Raw genomic sequence first — 15660 nt, forward strand, 5'->3', positions numbered from 1 at the left:
GGTGAGTATTATGACCAAACGACAGAGACTGCACGTCATCCTTGTCAATTTCCGTACGCCAGAATTGACGATCCGCAGCGTCGTTTCGATACGGGACCGGGGTATCGCCACACCTGAAAATATCACCGTCGTCGAGAATTGCTCGGGCGACGATTCAATGCGCCTGATGCAGGCCGCCATGCCGGATATCGAGATCAAGGCATCATTGGTCAATGGCGGTTTTGGTGCCGGTGTTAATTTTGGTGCCGCGGGAATAGACGCGGACTATTTGCTGGTACTCAACCCCGACACCTATTTCGAGATGGATAGCGTAACACCCGTACTTGATCACATGGACGCCATGCCGGACATCGGAATTGCGGGTCTGGATTTGATCAACCCCGATGGTAGTCGGCAATACGGCGCCCGACGCTTCTATTCGGTACTGGACATCGCTACCCGACGCTTCGGTCGACTTCGTCCATTGATGAAGGACCGCATAAATCGCCATCTCATGCTCGACGAAACCGACAGAGGCGAACCATTCAATGCTGAATGGGTGATGGGAACGGGTTTCATCATAAGACGCGACCTGTTTAACCGGCTCGGCGGCATGGAGGAAAACTACTTCCTTTATATGGAGGACGTAGACCTGTGTGCGCGCACCTGGATGAGCGGCCATCGTGTGGTCTATTTCCCAGGCCTTCCCCTTGTTCATGATCACCAGCGCCAGAGCGCAGCAAGCCCGTTAAGTTTTGCCGGCCGAGCACATATCCGCAGCCTATTGTTGTTTGCGCGGCGCTTCCACCTGCCGCTGTTTCGCTCTCCCGGAATTGCAAACATCATCCGCAGCGGCCGCAAAAAACGGTGGTCGGCAGAACCGCCGACTAACGTGTTTACAACAACGCCTGTTGATCTCTGAAGTCGATAGAACAAACGGAAGATGCAATAATGCAGTTTGAAAGACTGGATATACCTGATGTGATTTTGATCACGCCGAAGAAATTCGGTGATGAGCGTGGTTACTTTATGGAGTCCTTCCGTAAGAGCCTGTTTAATGAAGCGGTCGGAAATTTTGACTTCGTTCAGGACAATCAGTCCCTGTCAGCAGACGCTGGTACAATCCGCGGGCTGCATTTCCAGCTGGAACCCAAAGCGCAGGGCAAACTGGTCTCTTGCGTTACTGGCGGCATCCTTGATGTAGCAGTCGATATCCGTACCGGATCTCCGACCTACGGACACCACGTGACGGCCGAACTTACCGCCGACAACGGGCAAATGCTCTGGGTTCCGGCGGGCTTCGCGCATGGTTTTTGCACGCTCGAGGCGAATACCAAAGTCAGTTACAAGGTAACAGAATATTATAGTCCCGAACATGATCGCGGTCTCGCATATGACGACCCCGAGATCGGCATAAACTGGCCGATCTCCAGCGGCAAAGCGGTCTTGTCAGCCAAAGATCGCCGCCAGCCTACACTGGCGGAGCTGGGCGCCATGTTCACCTATTCACAGAGTTCTGTCGGTTCGTTGGAAGGGTAATCCCATATGCGTGTTCTGGTAACCGGGGGTGCCGGCTTTATTGGTTCTGCTGTTGTTCGTCACCTGGTGCTCGACAAAGGCTACGAGGTTTTAACGGTCGACAAGCTGACCTATGCGGGCACACTGGCCTCTCTGCGGACGGTTATCGATCATCCCGGACATCAGTTTTTGAAAGCGGATATATGTGACGGTTCGGCAATCCATGACGCGTTCGAGAGCTTCCGTCCGCAGCGCGTCATGCACCTTGCCGCCGAAAGCCACGTGGATCGCTCAATCACCGGCGCCCGCGATTTTGTCGAGACCAATGTGTTGGGCACATTCAACATGCTCGAATGTGCACGTCGTTTTTGGTCCGGCCTGCAATCAGACGAGAAAGAACTATTCAGATTTCTGCACGTCTCCACCGATGAAGTTTACGGCTCGCTCGGGCAGGAAGGTCTTTTCACGGAGGAAACCCCCTACGATCCGAGTTCACCTTACTCGGCATCCAAGGCCTCTTCCGATCATCTGGCTAAAGCCTGGGCCCGGACCTATGGTTTGCCGGTCATCGTCTCCAACTGTTCCAACAATTACGGTCCGTATCATTTCCCGGAAAAACTCATCCCGCTTGTGATCCTCAACGCACTGGCGGGAAAGGCACTGCCAATATACGGGACTGGCGCCAATATTCGGGACTGGCTCTATGTCGAGGACCACGCCCGGGCGCTTGACCTCATCTCCGAGAAAGGTCGCATCGGGGAAACTTATAATGTGGGCGGGAGAAACGAGAGACGTAACATCGATGTCGTCGAGCGAATATGCGCGTTGATGGACGTGTATAATCCAGCCGGTGCACCGCATGCACGGCTGATAACTTATGTAACCGACCGCCCCGGTCACGACGCTCGTTATGCCATCGACGCCACCAAGCTCGAAGTCGAGCTTGGATGGACGGCGCAAGAGAATTTCGACACCGGCATCGAAAAGACTGTCAAATGGTATCTGGACAATCAGTGGTGGTGGGAGCCGCTGAGACAGGATTACTCTGGAGCACGGCTCGGATTGATCGAACAGCAGATCAAGGTCGCGTCATGAGCCAGCGGCTGCTTGTGACCGGAATACACGGACAGATCGCAACGGCGCTGGCTGAACGCGCTTTGCTCAACGGATCTTTCGAAATTGTCGCCCTTGGTCGCCCTCAACTTGATCTCGCCGACCCTTCAACGGTTGGCGCAGCGATCGAAATGGCGTCACCAGACATTATCGTATCGGCGGCGGCACATACGGCGGTCGATCAGGCAGAATCGGAAGAGGATCTTGCAACACGCATGAACGGTCTCTCAGCAGGAGAGATTGCAAAGGCTGCCCATCGGCTTGGCGTGCCAGTCATCCAGATTTCCACCGACTATGTTTTTGACGGCCAGAAGAGAACGCCATATTTGGAAGACGATCCCGTCGCTCCAGTCGGTGTTTATGGACGCTCCAAGCTTGCTGGAGAAATAGCGGTTCGCGCCGCAACAGACGAGCACGTGATCCTTCGTACTGCCTGGGTTTACAGCCCATTCGGCAAAAATTTCCTGAAGACGATGTTACGGCTGGCGGAAACGCGCGAAAATCTTTCAGTTGTCGACGATCAGATCGGTAATCCGACCTCAGCTCTCGATATCGCCGATGGCATATTCACAGTGGCCTCCAATCTTCTATCGGATCAATCACGCAGGCTCCGCGGCACTTTCCACATGAGTGGATCCGGTGCAGCAAGCTGGGCTGATTTTGCCGAAGAGATTTTTTCCCAAGCCCGCTTGCGAAACGGTCCGTTTGCGACAGTAACGAGGATCGCAACGAGCGACTATCCCACGCCTGCAAAACGTCCAGCGAACTCGCAGCTCGATTGCTCGCGGCTGCGGGATCTGCACGGCATAGTTTTACCCACTTGGCAGAGTTCGACCGCTCGGATCGTCGAACGAATGCTCGCTGAATTGCGAGCATAAGTCGCCTTATCAAAACAAACGGAGAAGCACGGCATGAAGGGCATCATACTTGCGGGCGGAAGCGGAACACGATTGCATCCGATGACTTCGGTCCTCTCGAAGCAACTCATGCCGATCTACGACAAACCGATGATTTTTTATCCGCTGTCGACGCTGATGTTGGCCGGCATCCAGGACATATTGATAATTTCGACACCCCGCGACCTGCCCAACTTCCAGGCGCTTCTGGGTGACGGTTCACGCCTCGGGATTTCACTCAACTATGCCGTGCAGCCGACGCCCGACGGCCTTGCCCAAGCCTTCATCATCGGCGCGGATTTCATCGGCTCCTCGCCATCATGTCTCATTCTGGGTGACAACATCTTTTATGGCCACGGTATTAGCGACGAGATAAAAAGTGCGACCCATCGCCTGAACGGCGCGACCGTGTTCGCTTATCAGGTCACCGATCCAGATCGATATGGCGTCGTGGAGTTTGATAAATCCATGAAGGCGGTTTCGATCGAGGAGAAGCCAGCCGTACCAAAATCCAACTGGGCGGTAACCGGTCTCTACTTTTATGACAATGACGTCATCGATATCGCTGCTAACCTGCAACCTTCGGCGCGAGGCGAGTTGGAGATTACCGACGTCAACCGTACATATCTCGAACGCGGAAAGCTCAACGTCGAGCTTATGGGGCGTGGTTACGCCTGGCTCGACACCGGAACACCCGATAGTCTCCTGGAAGCCAGTGAATTCGTAGCGACACTCGAACGCCGACAAGGCTTCAAAATCTGCTGCCCGGAAGAAATTGCCTATCGCATGGACTTCATAAGCGAAGATCAAATGCGAAAACTCGCTGAAAGCTACGGAAAGAGCAGTTACGGTCGCTATCTTTTCAAACTGCTTGGATAGACCCAATAGGAGTGCCTAGCGATCTTATACCCAGAAAATACACAAAAACCAAGGGTTTGAGTGTGTCCGGCCATTTCCCTTAACCGGCTGCGTTCCAGACTATCGCACGGATATGTTTCACAAAACTCCTCCGTGCGAAGCTCTACAAAACTTCGATGATTTCGATCTCCCGCCCACCCAGACTGACCAGATCACCGGCCGATTTTCCCATCAGCACCCTTGCAACGGGGGAGACATAGGACATCGTTCCCGCAGCAGGATCGGCCTCGTCTTCGCCGACGATCCGGAACCGCTGCGTTCGTCCGTCATCGCGGCTGAATGTCACCAGACTGCCGAAGGCGACGACGCCATCCGCTGGCGGATCGGGCATCAATTGCGCGGTACGGACCCGCTCGGAGAAATATCGCAGATCGCGTAGCGGGTTGGCGGAAATGCGTCGCCTTTCATTGATGTCTTCAATGGCATTGGCCGCCTCACAGGCTTCGCGCGCCAGCCGCAACTGCTCTTCCAGCGCCTTCAGCCCGGCCTGCGTTACCAGATTGGGATGAGGCGAGATTACCCGATCCGGCAGAACGGTTTCGGCTGCGGTTTCCGCACTGTCTTCCTTGGTAAAAGCTACACTCAATCCTGACACTCCATTCCCGAGATGCCCCGCGGACATCTGCAATTCGCCCCAATCTTGCCATCGCCCGCAGGGGCACCGCAAGACCAGGCCGCGCGGGTTCAAAAAAACGGAGACGTAACAGGCGGAAGCGGGGGATGACAACGCGCCCGCTAAACAGCCGAATGCAACCGCAACGGAACATACCCCTCATATTTCGGCCTAACAGGAGGCTTTTTGCCCTGTTAGGGTGTGTAGCAGGAGGAGTGAGGAGACCAACGCTAAAGGACAGGAGACGGTTCATGGCCCGGACAGTAGTGAATGCGCTTGGAGACACACTCTATTACAGCGGTAGTTCCACCGGTTTTTTCTCTGCCACGGGCTCCGGCCCGCTGCTCACCGGCACTGCGGGCAATGATTCCATGTGGGGCGACAGTTCCGTCAACGTCACCATGGCGGGCGGCACGGGCGACGATATTTATTATCTCTATTCCAGCATCAATCGCGCCGCCGAAAATGCCGGGGAAGGTATCGACACCATCGATACCTGGATGAGTTACACCCTGCCCGACAATTTCGAGAATCTCAGGGTAACCGGTGACGGGCGTTATGCCTTCGGCAATTCGCTCGACAATATCATCACCGGCGGATCGGGCAGCCAGACGATCGATGGCGGCGCCGGCAACGACGTGCTGATCGGTGGCGGTGGGGCCGACACCTTTGTTTTCACGAGCGGCAACGGCACCGATCTCATCACGGATTTCAGCGCCAATGACACCATCCGGCTGAATGGCTACGGCATCACATCTTTCGACCAGCTTGTCGGCAGCTCCACGCAGCAGGGCAGCGACCTGTGGCTCAATTTTTCGAATGGCGAGGCCATCGTTCTTGCCGGAACGACCATAGACGACCTTCAGGCCGACCAGTTCGAACTCAGCCTCGACCGCTCGTCTCTCACCCAGACCTTTGCCGATGAATTCGATACGCTGTCGCTGCGCAGCGGTGACCAGGGCACCTGGGACGCCAAATATTGGTGGGCGCCGGAAAAAGGAAGTTCGCTGACGACGAATGGCGAGGCGCAATGGTACATCAACCCTGCCTATGCCGGCACATCGGAGGTCAACCCGTTCAGCGTCGAAAACGGCGTCCTCACCATCACCGCCGAGGAAACCCCGCAATCGATTGCCGACGAGGTGGAGGGGTACGATTATACCTCGGGGATGCTGAACACCTATTCCTCCTTCAGCCAGACCTATGGTTATTTCGAAATCCGCGCCGATATGCCGACCGACCGGGGTGCCTGGCCTGCCTTCTGGCTCCTGCCCGAAGACGGCTCCTGGCCACCGGAACTCGATGTCATCGAAATGCGTGGCCAAAATCCCAATACGCTCATCATGTCCGCCCATTCCAACGCCACCGGTGAGCAGACCTCGGTCATCAACAATGTCAGCGTGTCGAGCACCGAAGGGTTTCACACTTACGGCCTGTTGTGGGATGCCGAGCACATTACCTGGTATTTCGACGACGTTGCCGTGGCGCAGACGGATACGCCTGACGATATGCATGACCCCATGTATATGGTCGTCAACCTTGCCGTCGGCGGCACGGCGGGAACGCCATCGGACGCTGATTTCAGCGACGGCTCGCAGATGATGATCGATTACATCAAGGCCTATTCGCTCTCCGACTGGGCAGCGTAAATTAAAGCACCGGCAGCCGCATCGGGACTGCCGGTGTTTCAAACATCAGCCTGTCGGCCTATGCCTGGTTCAGACCATCACTCGGCCGCGAGCTGGGTGCGGGCGGCATTGAGCGACATCAGATGCCGCGCCGTTTTAAGGCTCGCGGGTTGCTCGGCGCGATAACGGCGGCCGATTTCCATCATCAGCACGGTATCGGGCAGGAAGGAAAGTTCCGAGAAGATGTCCTGCCAGTCGATATCGCCCCAGCCAAGCGGCATGTGCAGGTCACCGATACCGAGCGCCGTGTTTTCCTGGGCAAAATAAGGCTGATAGAAGCCCTGCGGCCGGCCGAAGGAATCGTGCACATGCAGATGGCCGGCAACCGGCGCCATGGCGCGAAGCTCATCGCGGAAATCGAGGCCACGATAGGTGGATTCGAGATAGGCATGGCTGAAATCGATCAACGCCACGACATTGTCGTGACCGACAGCCTTGACGGTCGCTGCCACTTGGGCCGGCGTCTGGCGATATTGGCCGGGTTCGGTGGAGAAGATATTCTCAAGCGCGATGCGCACGCCATAGGGCCTGCAGAATTCCGCCAGTTCGAAAAGTGCTTCCCGCTCGCGGCTGTCGGCATCGGCCCGCTCGGCAATCTGGTCGGCACGCAGCGCGCCGCCATGCTGGACGAGAATGCCCGCGCCGATACGGTCGCAGAGAACGGCAAGCGCCTTGGCCGCATCGATCTGGTAACGGCATGTTACCGGATCCATGAAATTCGAAGAAACGAGACCATGCACGGTGTAACGGAAGTCGAACTGCTTCGCGAGCGACACGAAACGGTCGGCGCGCTCCTCGATGATCCGGCCGCCGGCGATCATGTCGAGGCTTGTCACGGCGATTTCCACGGTGTCGCAGCCAATTTCGGCAAGCGCGCGCAGATCGCTTTCGAGGGTGGCCAGTTCGCCATCATCCGAGCCGGCGTTGAAGCCGGTACCTATAAGATTGCTCACTTCGTCATCTCCAGGGCTACAAAGGTCATGGGAGTTCGGGCGCCGCCCATGCGACGCCACGTCAAACAGGTCCGGGCGGTCGATATTGACGTCGGCTAGCCCGGGCGATGCAATGTCGTAAGAAAGTCCGAGGTCGCCGCCGTGATGATAAAAAGCGACCGGGACATGTTGATCCGTTTCCGTCGAAACCGATCACTCAATTAAGTTTCTTCATTTACAGCTTTATGACATTTCGGCAGGCAAGCAGCAGAGAGAGCGGGCCTTCGCGGCATGACAGGCGGCGGCATCATGAAGAAGTGCGTGGGAGGCCGGCAAAGGGTCGGGTTGCGGTCACTCGGGTCCGTTCAAACGACGAAATGGCCGCAAATTGCGGCGATGGGTCTGCGTGCGTCGGCACGTCGAAGCCGGATGTCTTCCGGCGGGGGTGCTAGCCGAGATTATGCACCATGAAATAAATCAGCCAGCAATGCGCGATCGCCAATATCGCCCAGGCCCATTTCGCGGCCCTGATATCGGCATCGACAACCCTGTTTCGAATCTCGGTCCTGCCCGTCGCCTCTTCTCCGGCTCGGACATCCCCGATGGTGGATGAATGCAATATCTGGGAAACAGGCTCGCTGACAACGTAGAGCCTGTCGCTGCGCAGAAGCGGGCGCGGCTCGTCCTCAACGCTCTCCGCATCGGAAAGCGTATTATCGCTGGAAACGCAATTCACCGCCACAAGCTGCGATGACATCCCCCTGTTACGCACTTTACCTCTATTGGGCATCATAATGTTCCACACAATAAAAATAAAAATATTCGCGGATGACTTCCGACAAAGCCGCGCTTTGCCAGACATGAAGCAATAGGCGCAGTCCCTGCCTTCATGCCCCCTGAGCCAAAGACATCACCGCGATCAGGCTACCGGGACTCCCGGCAGACCACGCCTGCCCGCGTAAGGTTTTGCCTCCCGCTGGATCAGGAAGACGGATTTTTCCACCGGCAGCGGCTCCATCGTCCGGTAACGCTGAAACCGCTTGGAATATTCGAACCGGATGAGCCTGTCGTCGAACTTCCCCGCCAGAACGCGATAGCCGTTGACGAATTCATTCAGGATTTCCAGCTCCTCTCCCCACACCCAGCCGCCGTAGGATGTCCCTTCATTCGAACGCAGCACGATTTCGAAAAAGTGCCCGCCCGCCACCAGCGGCATACGGAAGAGAATATCGAGATTATCCTCGTCCTCGACGTCGCCTTTTTCCGCCGACAACCTGGCATGCGCGACCTTCGCATGGACCAGCGCCGAGACCGGATAGAACGGACGGCCCTTGAACCACATGAATTCGCTGACCGCATATCCGACATCGTCGGCACGCTGATAAGGTTCGATACGCGGCTCGAAGGCCATGTAGCTTCCGTTAAACGCTATCACTGTCGAAAATTCCCGATGCCTGCCCGCCGCATGTCCGCTGTTTTCCACCCGTCATTCATGCTTCTGTCTGCGACAATAGGCAGGCCGCGTCACACCAGCGTCAAATGGAACGCTATGATGACTTTCAATTTCCCGGGCACGTTGTTAGATGATGATTCATGAGGGGACAAAAGTGGCTGGGAACGCTGAACTGATACCGATCCGGCTTTTTGGCACCCCGCGCTGTGATGCGGTGCGGGAAGCATTTTTTCCGTCCAAGGGTTTCGCCCTCACCGCTGCCCTCATCCTTGCGCCGAACCAGTCCCTTTCCCGCCAGCACGCCGCATCGCTGCTGTGGGAAAATGTCGAGCAGAAAAGGGCTCTCGGCAATTTGCGGCAGCTGATCCTGCGCCTGCAGAAGCTTCCGAACGAGGATGAGGCGATCCTTCTGACAGAAGGGAACGATCTGAAGGCCGGCACGCTGGCGCAGCGGACCGACCTTGCCATCTTCCTTGCCGGCGCAAGGGCCGAAGACCCGATGCGGCGGCTCAATGCGCTGCTCGAATTCGGCGGCGAGTTGCTGGAGGGGCTGGAGGCCGGGCAGGACCACCTTTATCTCTGGCTGCTTTCGGAGCGCCGCCGTCTCCGGGACCTGTTCTTTTCGAGCTATACCCAGCTTCTGGAGGAATTGACGCGGTTCGGCCGGGCCAGCTCGAACGACATCGCGAGACTTGCCGAATGCGCCTGCAAGATCGAGCCGGAGCGCGAAGAAACCTACCGCGCCGCGATGGCGGCCTATGCGCGGATCGGAAATATCAGCGCCTGCGAGGGCATGCACCAGCTTCTGATGGAACAGCTTCGCCAGGAGGGGCGTTCGCCCGAAGCGGAAACCGTGGCGCTGCGGCGGAGAATACAAAGTCTGGCCGCCACGATAACGGCCCCCGCCGAGCCCGAAGAAGGCAATCGCCGGAAAACAATGGCAAAACCGCGCGTCGCATTCGTCCGCCCGGCAAGGGTTGACGGGCAGCCGGTCTCGCCGGTCATGCATGCCTTCGTCGAGGATGTCGCCAACAGCCTTGTCCGATACCGCACCTTCACCGTCCTTTCGCCGCACAGCACCTTCGTGCTGGCGCATGAGCGGGCCGATGACAGCTACGCCATGCTGCGGGCGGATTACCGCATCATTTCCACCGTGTTCGACGAAACCCGCATGTCGGTTGCGCTGATCGAGGATGCAAGCGGTGAAATCGTCTGGTCACTGGAAGCGGTCCTGACCGAGCGGCATATCCACGCCGCCTTCCGCCTGCTCTCCAAACAGGTGGCGGCGGGGCTTGCCCGCGAAATCGAGCGGCTTCAGGTGGAGCCCGACCGCAACCATAGCGGCGAGGCCTACCGGCAATTGCTGGAGGGCCAGCAGCTTCTGCGCGGCAAATGCGACCTGCCACTTCTCAGAAGAGCCCGTTCGATGTTTCGCAAGGCGGTCGATCTCGACCACAGCATGGCGGTGGCCCGCGCCCGCGTGGCGCAGAGCCTGCAGCTGGAATGGTTGATGCTGGGAGGCAACGACCCCCATCTCCTGCATCGCGCTAAGGCGGAAGCAGACTCTTCCGTCGAGATCGACCCCGCGCTCGGTGTCGGCCACTGGATGTGCGCGGTGGTGGCACTCTATCAGCGGGATTTCGACATCTCCGCCGAAAAATTCTTCGAGGCGGAGGCGCTGGCGCCCAACTCGGCCGACCTCCTGCTCCAGCATGCCGATGCGCTCGCCCATTTCGGCGATGCGGAAACCGCCTGGGAGAAGTTTCAGCAGGCCATCGACCTCAATCCGCTGGCGCCCGACATCTACTGGTGGGCCGGCGCCAGCATCGCGTTCAAGCGCGAGGATTACGGCGCGGCGGTGGAACTGTGCGGGCGGATGGAAAATGACGAGCCGGCGCTGCGTGTGCTGACCGCAAGCCACGCGCTGCATGGCGATCTGGCCGCCGCCCGGGAAAGCGGCAACAGGCTTCAGGAAAACTATCCGGGTATGACGGCGAGGGAGATCAGCAGCCTGTCTCCAGACCGGGACCCGATAGCGAATGAAAAATTCTATCACGCACTTCGATTAGCTGGGATCAAATAGGAGATATTATGTCCTCACATTTCTTTATTGTCGGAAAAAAGGGTTTCGGCGTTCTCTTCATTCGCACGGCGCCGCTCAGGGTTGCGTCCGTGGCGCATGAGACGATTGCCGCCTATGAAGCCAGCCATCCCGGCGTGGATGGTTATGCCCGCGTGGCAGCCGCCGCAAAGTCCATGCTCGTTCGCCAGAACGGCCAGCCTGAAGCGGAACTGGACCAGGTTCAGATTCAGGGCATCGAAGCCCTTGTCGCCGGTGGCGCGGTGGTTTCCGAAGCCGATTTCGCCTTTATCGGCGAAGTGAGCGACGCCGGCTGGGATTTCAACCGCATGGTGCAGGCACCGATCGAAGCGGCCCTGAAGGCTGTCGGCCCGGCTGGCTCCGTCACCGGCGAGCTGTTCGACGCCATCCTTGCCGACGACAGCAACACGGCCCCCTGATCGCGGTTGCGCAGCCTTGACCGGCGCCGATGCTCCCATATCAGCGACAGCGGCTTCAAGGCATGCAGACGCTTCGTTCTTCGATCCCGGACTGCTTCGGCGGTTCGGGATTACCCGTGTCGGCGACGTGACCGGCCTCGATATTATCGGAATTCCCGTCTGGTTCGCAGCCCGGCCCAACTCACGCGGGCTGTCGGTATCGCAGGGCAAGGGGCTTGTCGCGGCACAGGCCCGGCTGTCGGCGATCATGGAAGCAATCGAAGGCGCGGTTGCCGAAGAAACCCGCAGACATATCGCCGCTTTCAGCTCCGTCCAGGAGATGCGGGACAAGGAAACTCCTCTCATTCCCTTCGAAACCGTCGGCAGGGTCGATCCGGACGCGCTCGATCCGCGAAAGCAACGCGCCTGGGTGAAGGGGACGTCCATTCGCCAGCAGCGGGAGATTTTTGCGCCCTACGAGCTCATCGGCATGGATTTCCGCGTGGATTTCCCATGGGACCGGCGGGCTTTCCGCATGAGTTCCCAAGGGCTCGCGGCGGGGTTCGACCATGACCATGCGGTCCTCCATGCCCTGCTTGAACTCATTGAAAATGACGCCTGCGTCCTTGTCGACACTTTCGAGACGCGCGCCATCGCACCACAACCGATCCTCATCCCGGCAGGTGTCGCCCCCTCGCTTGACGGCCTTGTCCAACGTCTTTCCGATGCCGGCCTGCCGCCATCCTTTTTCGACCTGACCAATGGGCTGGGCGTGCCGGTGGTGATGGCGAGCCTGCCCCGGTCGCTTCAGGCGGAAGACGGGCCAGCCACCCGCAGCGCCGCAGGCGCCGCCTGCCGGCCGAATACCTATGATGCTGCGATTGCCGCCTTGCTGGAGGCGATCCAGTCGCGATTGACCGACATCAGCGGTGCGAGGGACGATCTCTCCCCTCTCCGCTACCAGCGGGACAAGGTTGCGGCCGGGCCTTCGGCCTCCGGCATGCAGCCCGTGGAAAGGGTGCCGGCCCATCTCGATTTTGTACATGGCGACGCGTCTTCGCCGCCATGGCACCAGCTTGCGAAGCACCTGTTCGCCGGCGGCATCGAGGATATCTATGTCTTCCCGCTGGAAACCGAGGTCTCCGGCCTGCATGTCGTGCGGGTTCTGGCAAGCGGCCTCGCTCCTGCCGGCGGCGGCCTACACCACATCTCGCAGCGCGCTCTCGATCACTTGCTGACTGTCGGGGGCCTCGGATGAAGCCGGTGGTTTTTGCAGGCCCGTCCATCCACGGCATCGCAGGCGATATGTCCGGCCTCGATCTTCGCGGTCCAGCCGTCTGCGGCGATATTTTCGATGCGGTCCGGCGAGGCGTCGGGACAATCGGGCTGATCGACGGGCTTTATGGCGATTGCGCCGCCGTCTGGCACAAGGAAATCCTGTTTGCACTGTCGAGCGGCGTCACCGTTTTCGGCGCCGCCAGCATGGGGGCGCTCCGGGCGACGGAATGCGCACCCTTCGGCATGATCGGCATCGGCGCGATTTTCGAAGCCTATCGGGACGGGCAGCGTTTTTCCGATGCCGATGTGGCGGTGAGCCACGCACCCGGCGAACTCGATTACCGCCCGCTGACGATTGCGCTGGTCGATGCCGGGGCGACACTTGCCGCCTGCCGCGAGACGGTCACTCCAGAGGAATATGACGCACTCGCACATGCTGCCAATAATCTGCATTTTACCCGCAGGACATGGCGCGCCATCGCTCGGGAAGCCGGTCTCGGCCCCGCGGCGGCAAATCTGCTCGCGGCCAATGCCGTTTCCGTCAAAAGAAACGATGCGGCCAGGCTTCTGGCGGTGCTTGCGGGCGAGACATTGCCATCGCCACCGCCGCAATCATGGAAGCTCCAGAATACGATGTTTTTCCAGCAATTGGCCGCGCGGCAGACGGCAGGGGACAAAACATCTTGAGTGCCATCCCGCCCCTGCCGCTGATGCCCGATTGTGGCGGGCTGATCCGCACGATCGCGCTCGCATTGCCTGCCTCTTTTTTTGCGAAAAACAGGGCCGATGACACTGTTTCACCGCTCATTCCAATCGGAAACCTGCTCTCGGCACTGCCTGCGGATATCACCGCCGCGATTGTGATCGACCGCGCCTCTCTCGGGTCAGCACGAGACTGGTTCGACCACCTGCCTGTCTCCTGCCGCACCGAGCTGATACCCCTTGCCGAAAACGACAGCGTTTCGGATCCTTGGGTACAGGATATGTTACATGTGCGTGCGGCTGATCCCGAGACGGACGCTGCGGCGGAACTCGTGCTGGTGGCTGAGAAGGCCATCGGCGCCAGCCTGGCCGAATATCTGGGAGCGGCAACCACGCATTCGCATGTCGCCTTGGCAGGGGGCAACCAGCTTGTCGGCCCGGATTTTCGGCTAGTGGGTCATTCCAGCCTGCAAGATGACAGGGGGATCGGAAAGAATGCGGCCATCCCTTCGCAGCGATGGCGAGAGATTCAGGCTTTTGACGGCAGAAGCGTCTTCAGTTTCGGTTATCGGCCGGAAGATCTCGGCAAAATCCCGGCCTCTTCCGATTTTTCTTCGAAGGAGACCTGCGAAGCTGAAACTATCGGTGAAAAAATGCACCAATGCGGCTTCCACGTCGACCAGTTCGTTTCCGTCACCGGTCTGATAAGCGCGGGCCGGCCGCTATTGCTTCTTGCCGACCCCGTCGCGCATGGCGGATGCCATGCCCGCGCCGTAACCGAGCTGAAACGAAAACTGGACGCCTCGGCGCTTTGGCTCGTGCGGCAGGGCTTTGCGATAGAACGAAATCCCATCCCGGTTTCGCCGGCCATCGACACCAACAAATGCCTGCCCAGGCTTTACAACAATGTCATTCTTGAAAATGTCACACGTTCCGGTCAGAAACGGCCATTCGTCTGGGTTCCGCATTTCGGCGATACCGAGTCGCTGGAGGAATTCGACGCGATGAACCGAAAAATTTGGGACAGAATCGGCTTTCAGGCCATCGGTGTGGCCGGATGGAGCCATCTTTCCAGCCGCAACGGTGCGTTGCGTTGCGCGACAAAAATTATAAATCGCAGCCCGCACACGCGATTATGAATGAAAAAACCGTGCTATTTTGTCAATAAAGCTTCATAATACCCGTGGAAATTGTGTTGAATGTATACCTTCAACAATATTAATTGATAATCATCGGATTTAATAACCTCAACCGGAGGAATTTGTAATGCACGCCAAACTACCCAGCCCGATCGACGTCCATGTCGGCGCACAAATCAGAATGCGCCGCAAGTCGCTCGGCATGAGCCAGAGTGCGCTGGCCGGGCGATTGGGCATCACCTTCCAGCAGGTCCAGAAGTATGAAAAGGGCGCCAATCGCGTCGGCGCGTCCCGTCTGCAGGCCATTGCGTCGATTCTCGGCGTGGAGGTCAGCTCCCTGTTCGCCAATGCCACGCCCGATGGCGACCCGGCCAATCCGGCCCTTGGCACGATCAATGCCATGCAGACCTTCGTTGCCTCGAATGAAGGCTTTTCGCTCAACCAGGCCTTTTCGCGCATCAAGAGCGCCGCCGTGCGCAGAAGCATCGTCGCTCTCGTGACATCGCTCGCCGCGAGTGAAGCGGCGGAAAATGCCGTCGCGCCGGCGGACAAAAACGACGATTGACGCAGGTGTGACGCTCGCGTGACGCTCGATATGGTCGAAAATGAACAACGCAGCATCAACGCGTTTTCATACTGTCGACTGTCGAGAGGGAATCATGGCGGCGTCTACCACAGCTATACTTGAACAGGACAATGCAGACGAGATTCTGGCGCTCGGGCGGATGGTTTCCTATCTTTGCCAGCGCTCGAAATCTCTGGAACTGGGCATGTCGACCTATTTCCTGGAGATGGCATTGTTGTCGCTGGCCCAGGACATCAATCAGCAGGGTCTGCTGCCCGTAAGCGCAGAGCTGAATGTCAGCACCTTTGCGCAGGCCGACCTGCATTGAACGCTTTCGCAACGGCGTAAATCCGCCGGGATTGAGCGT

Annotated in this window: 17 protein-coding genes; 13 read left to right on the forward strand and 4 right to left on the reverse strand. The window is 58.3% G+C overall.

From position 1 onward, the window contains the following. Nucleotides 1–10: 10 nt before the first annotated feature. Genes ACIQUH_RS05405 through rfbA form a run of 5 tightly spaced genes read left to right on the forward strand, consistent with a single transcriptional unit; the run spans nt 11 to nt 4385 of the window. The gene (locus ACIQUH_RS05405) at nt 11–901 is read left to right on the forward strand and encodes a glycosyltransferase family 2 protein (RefSeq protein WP_400812986.1); all 891 of its coding nucleotides are present in this window, start codon (nt 11–13) and stop codon (nt 899–901) included. Between the two features lie 29 nt (nt 902–930). Then, a complete protein-coding gene (gene rfbC / locus ACIQUH_RS05410) occupies nt 931–1518 on the forward strand; it encodes a dTDP-4-dehydrorhamnose 3,5-epimerase (protein WP_400812987.1) in 588 nt (195 codons plus the stop codon). Nucleotides 1519–1524: 6 nt separating this feature from the next. Continuing rightward, nucleotides 1525–2592: a dTDP-glucose 4,6-dehydratase gene (gene rfbB / locus ACIQUH_RS05415; protein ID WP_400812988.1), complete on the forward strand. Its 1068-nt coding sequence runs from the start codon at nt 1525–1527 to the stop codon at nt 2590–2592. Next, nucleotides 2589–3488, forward strand: coding sequence for a dTDP-4-dehydrorhamnose reductase (gene rfbD / locus ACIQUH_RS05420; protein WP_400812989.1), 900 nt, complete (start codon nt 2589–2591; stop codon nt 3486–3488). The genes rfbB and rfbD overlap by 4 nt, the downstream gene beginning before the upstream one ends. A gap of 33 nt (nt 3489–3521) precedes the next feature. Next, nucleotides 3522–4385 (forward strand): glucose-1-phosphate thymidylyltransferase RfbA, encoded by an 864-nt coding sequence (gene rfbA, locus ACIQUH_RS05425; RefSeq protein ID WP_400812990.1) that lies wholly within the window; start codon nt 3522–3524, stop codon nt 4383–4385. 142 nt (nt 4386–4527) lie between these two features. On the opposite strand, the gene greA is transcribed toward rfbA, so the two are convergent. Next, nucleotides 4528–5010, reverse strand: a complete 483-nt coding sequence (gene greA / locus ACIQUH_RS05430; protein ID WP_400812991.1) for a transcription elongation factor GreA — start codon at nt 5008–5010, stop codon at nt 4528–4530. Nucleotides 5011–5288: 278 nt separating this feature from the next. Here greA and ACIQUH_RS05435 point away from each other — a divergent pair, with 278 nt between their 5' ends. Next, complete coding sequence (locus tag ACIQUH_RS05435) at nt 5289–6686, forward strand: family 16 glycosylhydrolase (protein ID WP_400812992.1); 1398 nt, start codon at nt 5289–5291, stop codon at nt 6684–6686. Nucleotides 6687–6763: 77 nt separating this feature from the next. On the opposite strand, the gene ACIQUH_RS05440 is transcribed toward ACIQUH_RS05435, so the two are convergent. From ACIQUH_RS05440 to ACIQUH_RS05450, 3 genes are all read right to left on the reverse strand, one after another. After that, complete coding sequence (locus ACIQUH_RS05440) at nt 6764–7678, reverse strand: TIM barrel protein (protein ID WP_400812993.1); 915 nt, start codon at nt 7676–7678, stop codon at nt 6764–6766. Between the two features lie 427 nt (nt 7679–8105). Further along, entirely contained in the window at nt 8106–8414 is a 309-nt protein-coding gene (locus ACIQUH_RS05445; RefSeq protein ID WP_400812994.1) for a hypothetical protein, read from the reverse strand. Nucleotides 8415–8576: 162 nt separating this feature from the next. Further along, nucleotides 8577–9068 (reverse strand): hypothetical protein, encoded by a 492-nt coding sequence (locus ACIQUH_RS05450; protein WP_400812995.1) that lies wholly within the window; start codon nt 9066–9068, stop codon nt 8577–8579. A gap of 172 nt (nt 9069–9240) precedes the next feature. Here ACIQUH_RS05450 and ACIQUH_RS05455 point away from each other — a divergent pair, with 172 nt between their 5' ends. The 7 genes from ACIQUH_RS05455 (at nt 9241) to ACIQUH_RS05485 (ending at nt 15621) form a co-directional block, all read left to right on the forward strand. Further along, nucleotides 9241–11193: a BTAD domain-containing putative transcriptional regulator gene (locus ACIQUH_RS05455; RefSeq protein ID WP_400812996.1), complete on the forward strand. Its 1953-nt coding sequence runs from the start codon at nt 9241–9243 to the stop codon at nt 11191–11193. An 8-nt stretch (nt 11194–11201) separates the two neighbouring features. Next, nucleotides 11202–11630, forward strand: a complete 429-nt coding sequence (locus ACIQUH_RS05460) for a hypothetical protein (protein WP_400812997.1) — start codon at nt 11202–11204, stop codon at nt 11628–11630. A gap of 16 nt (nt 11631–11646) precedes the next feature. After that, nucleotides 11647–12867, forward strand: a complete 1221-nt coding sequence (locus ACIQUH_RS05465) for a YcaO-like family protein (protein WP_400812998.1) — start codon at nt 11647–11649, stop codon at nt 12865–12867. Next, nucleotides 12864–13574 (forward strand): TfuA-like protein, encoded by a 711-nt coding sequence (locus ACIQUH_RS05470; protein WP_400812999.1) that lies wholly within the window; start codon nt 12864–12866, stop codon nt 13572–13574. Before ACIQUH_RS05465 ends, ACIQUH_RS05470 begins: the two co-directional genes overlap by 4 nt. Next, nucleotides 13571–14728 carry a hypothetical protein gene (locus ACIQUH_RS05475; RefSeq protein WP_400813020.1) on the forward strand — a complete coding sequence of 386 codons (1158 nt, stop codon included), beginning with the start codon at nt 13571–13573 and terminating at the stop codon, nt 14726–14728. Before ACIQUH_RS05470 ends, ACIQUH_RS05475 begins: the two co-directional genes overlap by 4 nt. Before the next feature lie 127 nt (nt 14729–14855). Beyond that, nucleotides 14856–15293 carry a helix-turn-helix domain-containing protein gene (locus ACIQUH_RS05480; protein WP_400813000.1) on the forward strand — a complete coding sequence of 146 codons (438 nt, stop codon included), beginning with the start codon at nt 14856–14858 and terminating at the stop codon, nt 15291–15293. A gap of 94 nt (nt 15294–15387) precedes the next feature. Then, nucleotides 15388–15621 carry a hypothetical protein gene (locus ACIQUH_RS05485; RefSeq protein ID WP_400813001.1) on the forward strand — a complete coding sequence of 78 codons (234 nt, stop codon included), beginning with the start codon at nt 15388–15390 and terminating at the stop codon, nt 15619–15621. The last annotated feature ends 39 nt before the right edge of the window (nt 15622–15660 follow it).

The organism is Agrobacterium sp. NPDC090283, from assembly GCF_044769685.1.
Lineage (GTDB): Bacteria > Pseudomonadota > Alphaproteobacteria > Rhizobiales > Rhizobiaceae > Agrobacterium.

Excerpts from the sequence above, each read along its gene's own strand:
- rfbB (WP_400812988.1), top strand. The coding sequence starts at position 1,525 with ATGCGTGTTCTGGTAACCGGGGGTGCCGGCTTTATTGGTTCTGCTGTT.
- ACIQUH_RS05485 (WP_400813001.1), top strand. The coding sequence starts at position 15,388 with ATGGCGGCGTCTACCACAGCTATACTTGAACAGGACAATGCAGACGAG.
- rfbD (WP_400812989.1), top strand. The coding sequence starts at position 2,589 with ATGAGCCAGCGGCTGCTTGTGACCGGAATACACGGACAGATCGCAACG.
- ACIQUH_RS05480 (WP_400813000.1), top strand. The coding sequence starts at position 14,856 with ATGCACGCCAAACTACCCAGCCCGATCGACGTCCATGTCGGCGCACAA.
- ACIQUH_RS05445 (WP_400812994.1), bottom strand. The coding sequence starts at position 8,414 with ATGTCATCGCAGCTTGTGGCGGTGAATTGCGTTTCCAGCGATAATACG.
- ACIQUH_RS05435 (WP_400812992.1), top strand. The coding sequence starts at position 5,289 with ATGGCCCGGACAGTAGTGAATGCGCTTGGAGACACACTCTATTACAGC.
- rfbA (WP_400812990.1), top strand. The coding sequence starts at position 3,522 with ATGAAGGGCATCATACTTGCGGGCGGAAGCGGAACACGATTGCATCCG.
- ACIQUH_RS05450 (WP_400812995.1), bottom strand. The coding sequence starts at position 9,068 with ATGGCCTTCGAGCCGCGTATCGAACCTTATCAGCGTGCCGACGATGTC.
- rfbC (WP_400812987.1), top strand. The coding sequence starts at position 931 with ATGCAGTTTGAAAGACTGGATATACCTGATGTGATTTTGATCACGCCG.
- ACIQUH_RS05470 (WP_400812999.1), top strand. The coding sequence starts at position 12,864 with ATGAAGCCGGTGGTTTTTGCAGGCCCGTCCATCCACGGCATCGCAGGC.
- ACIQUH_RS05405 (WP_400812986.1), top strand. The coding sequence starts at position 11 with ATGACCAAACGACAGAGACTGCACGTCATCCTTGTCAATTTCCGTACG.
- ACIQUH_RS05455 (WP_400812996.1), top strand. The coding sequence starts at position 9,241 with ATGATGATTCATGAGGGGACAAAAGTGGCTGGGAACGCTGAACTGATA.
- ACIQUH_RS05460 (WP_400812997.1), top strand. The coding sequence starts at position 11,202 with ATGTCCTCACATTTCTTTATTGTCGGAAAAAAGGGTTTCGGCGTTCTC.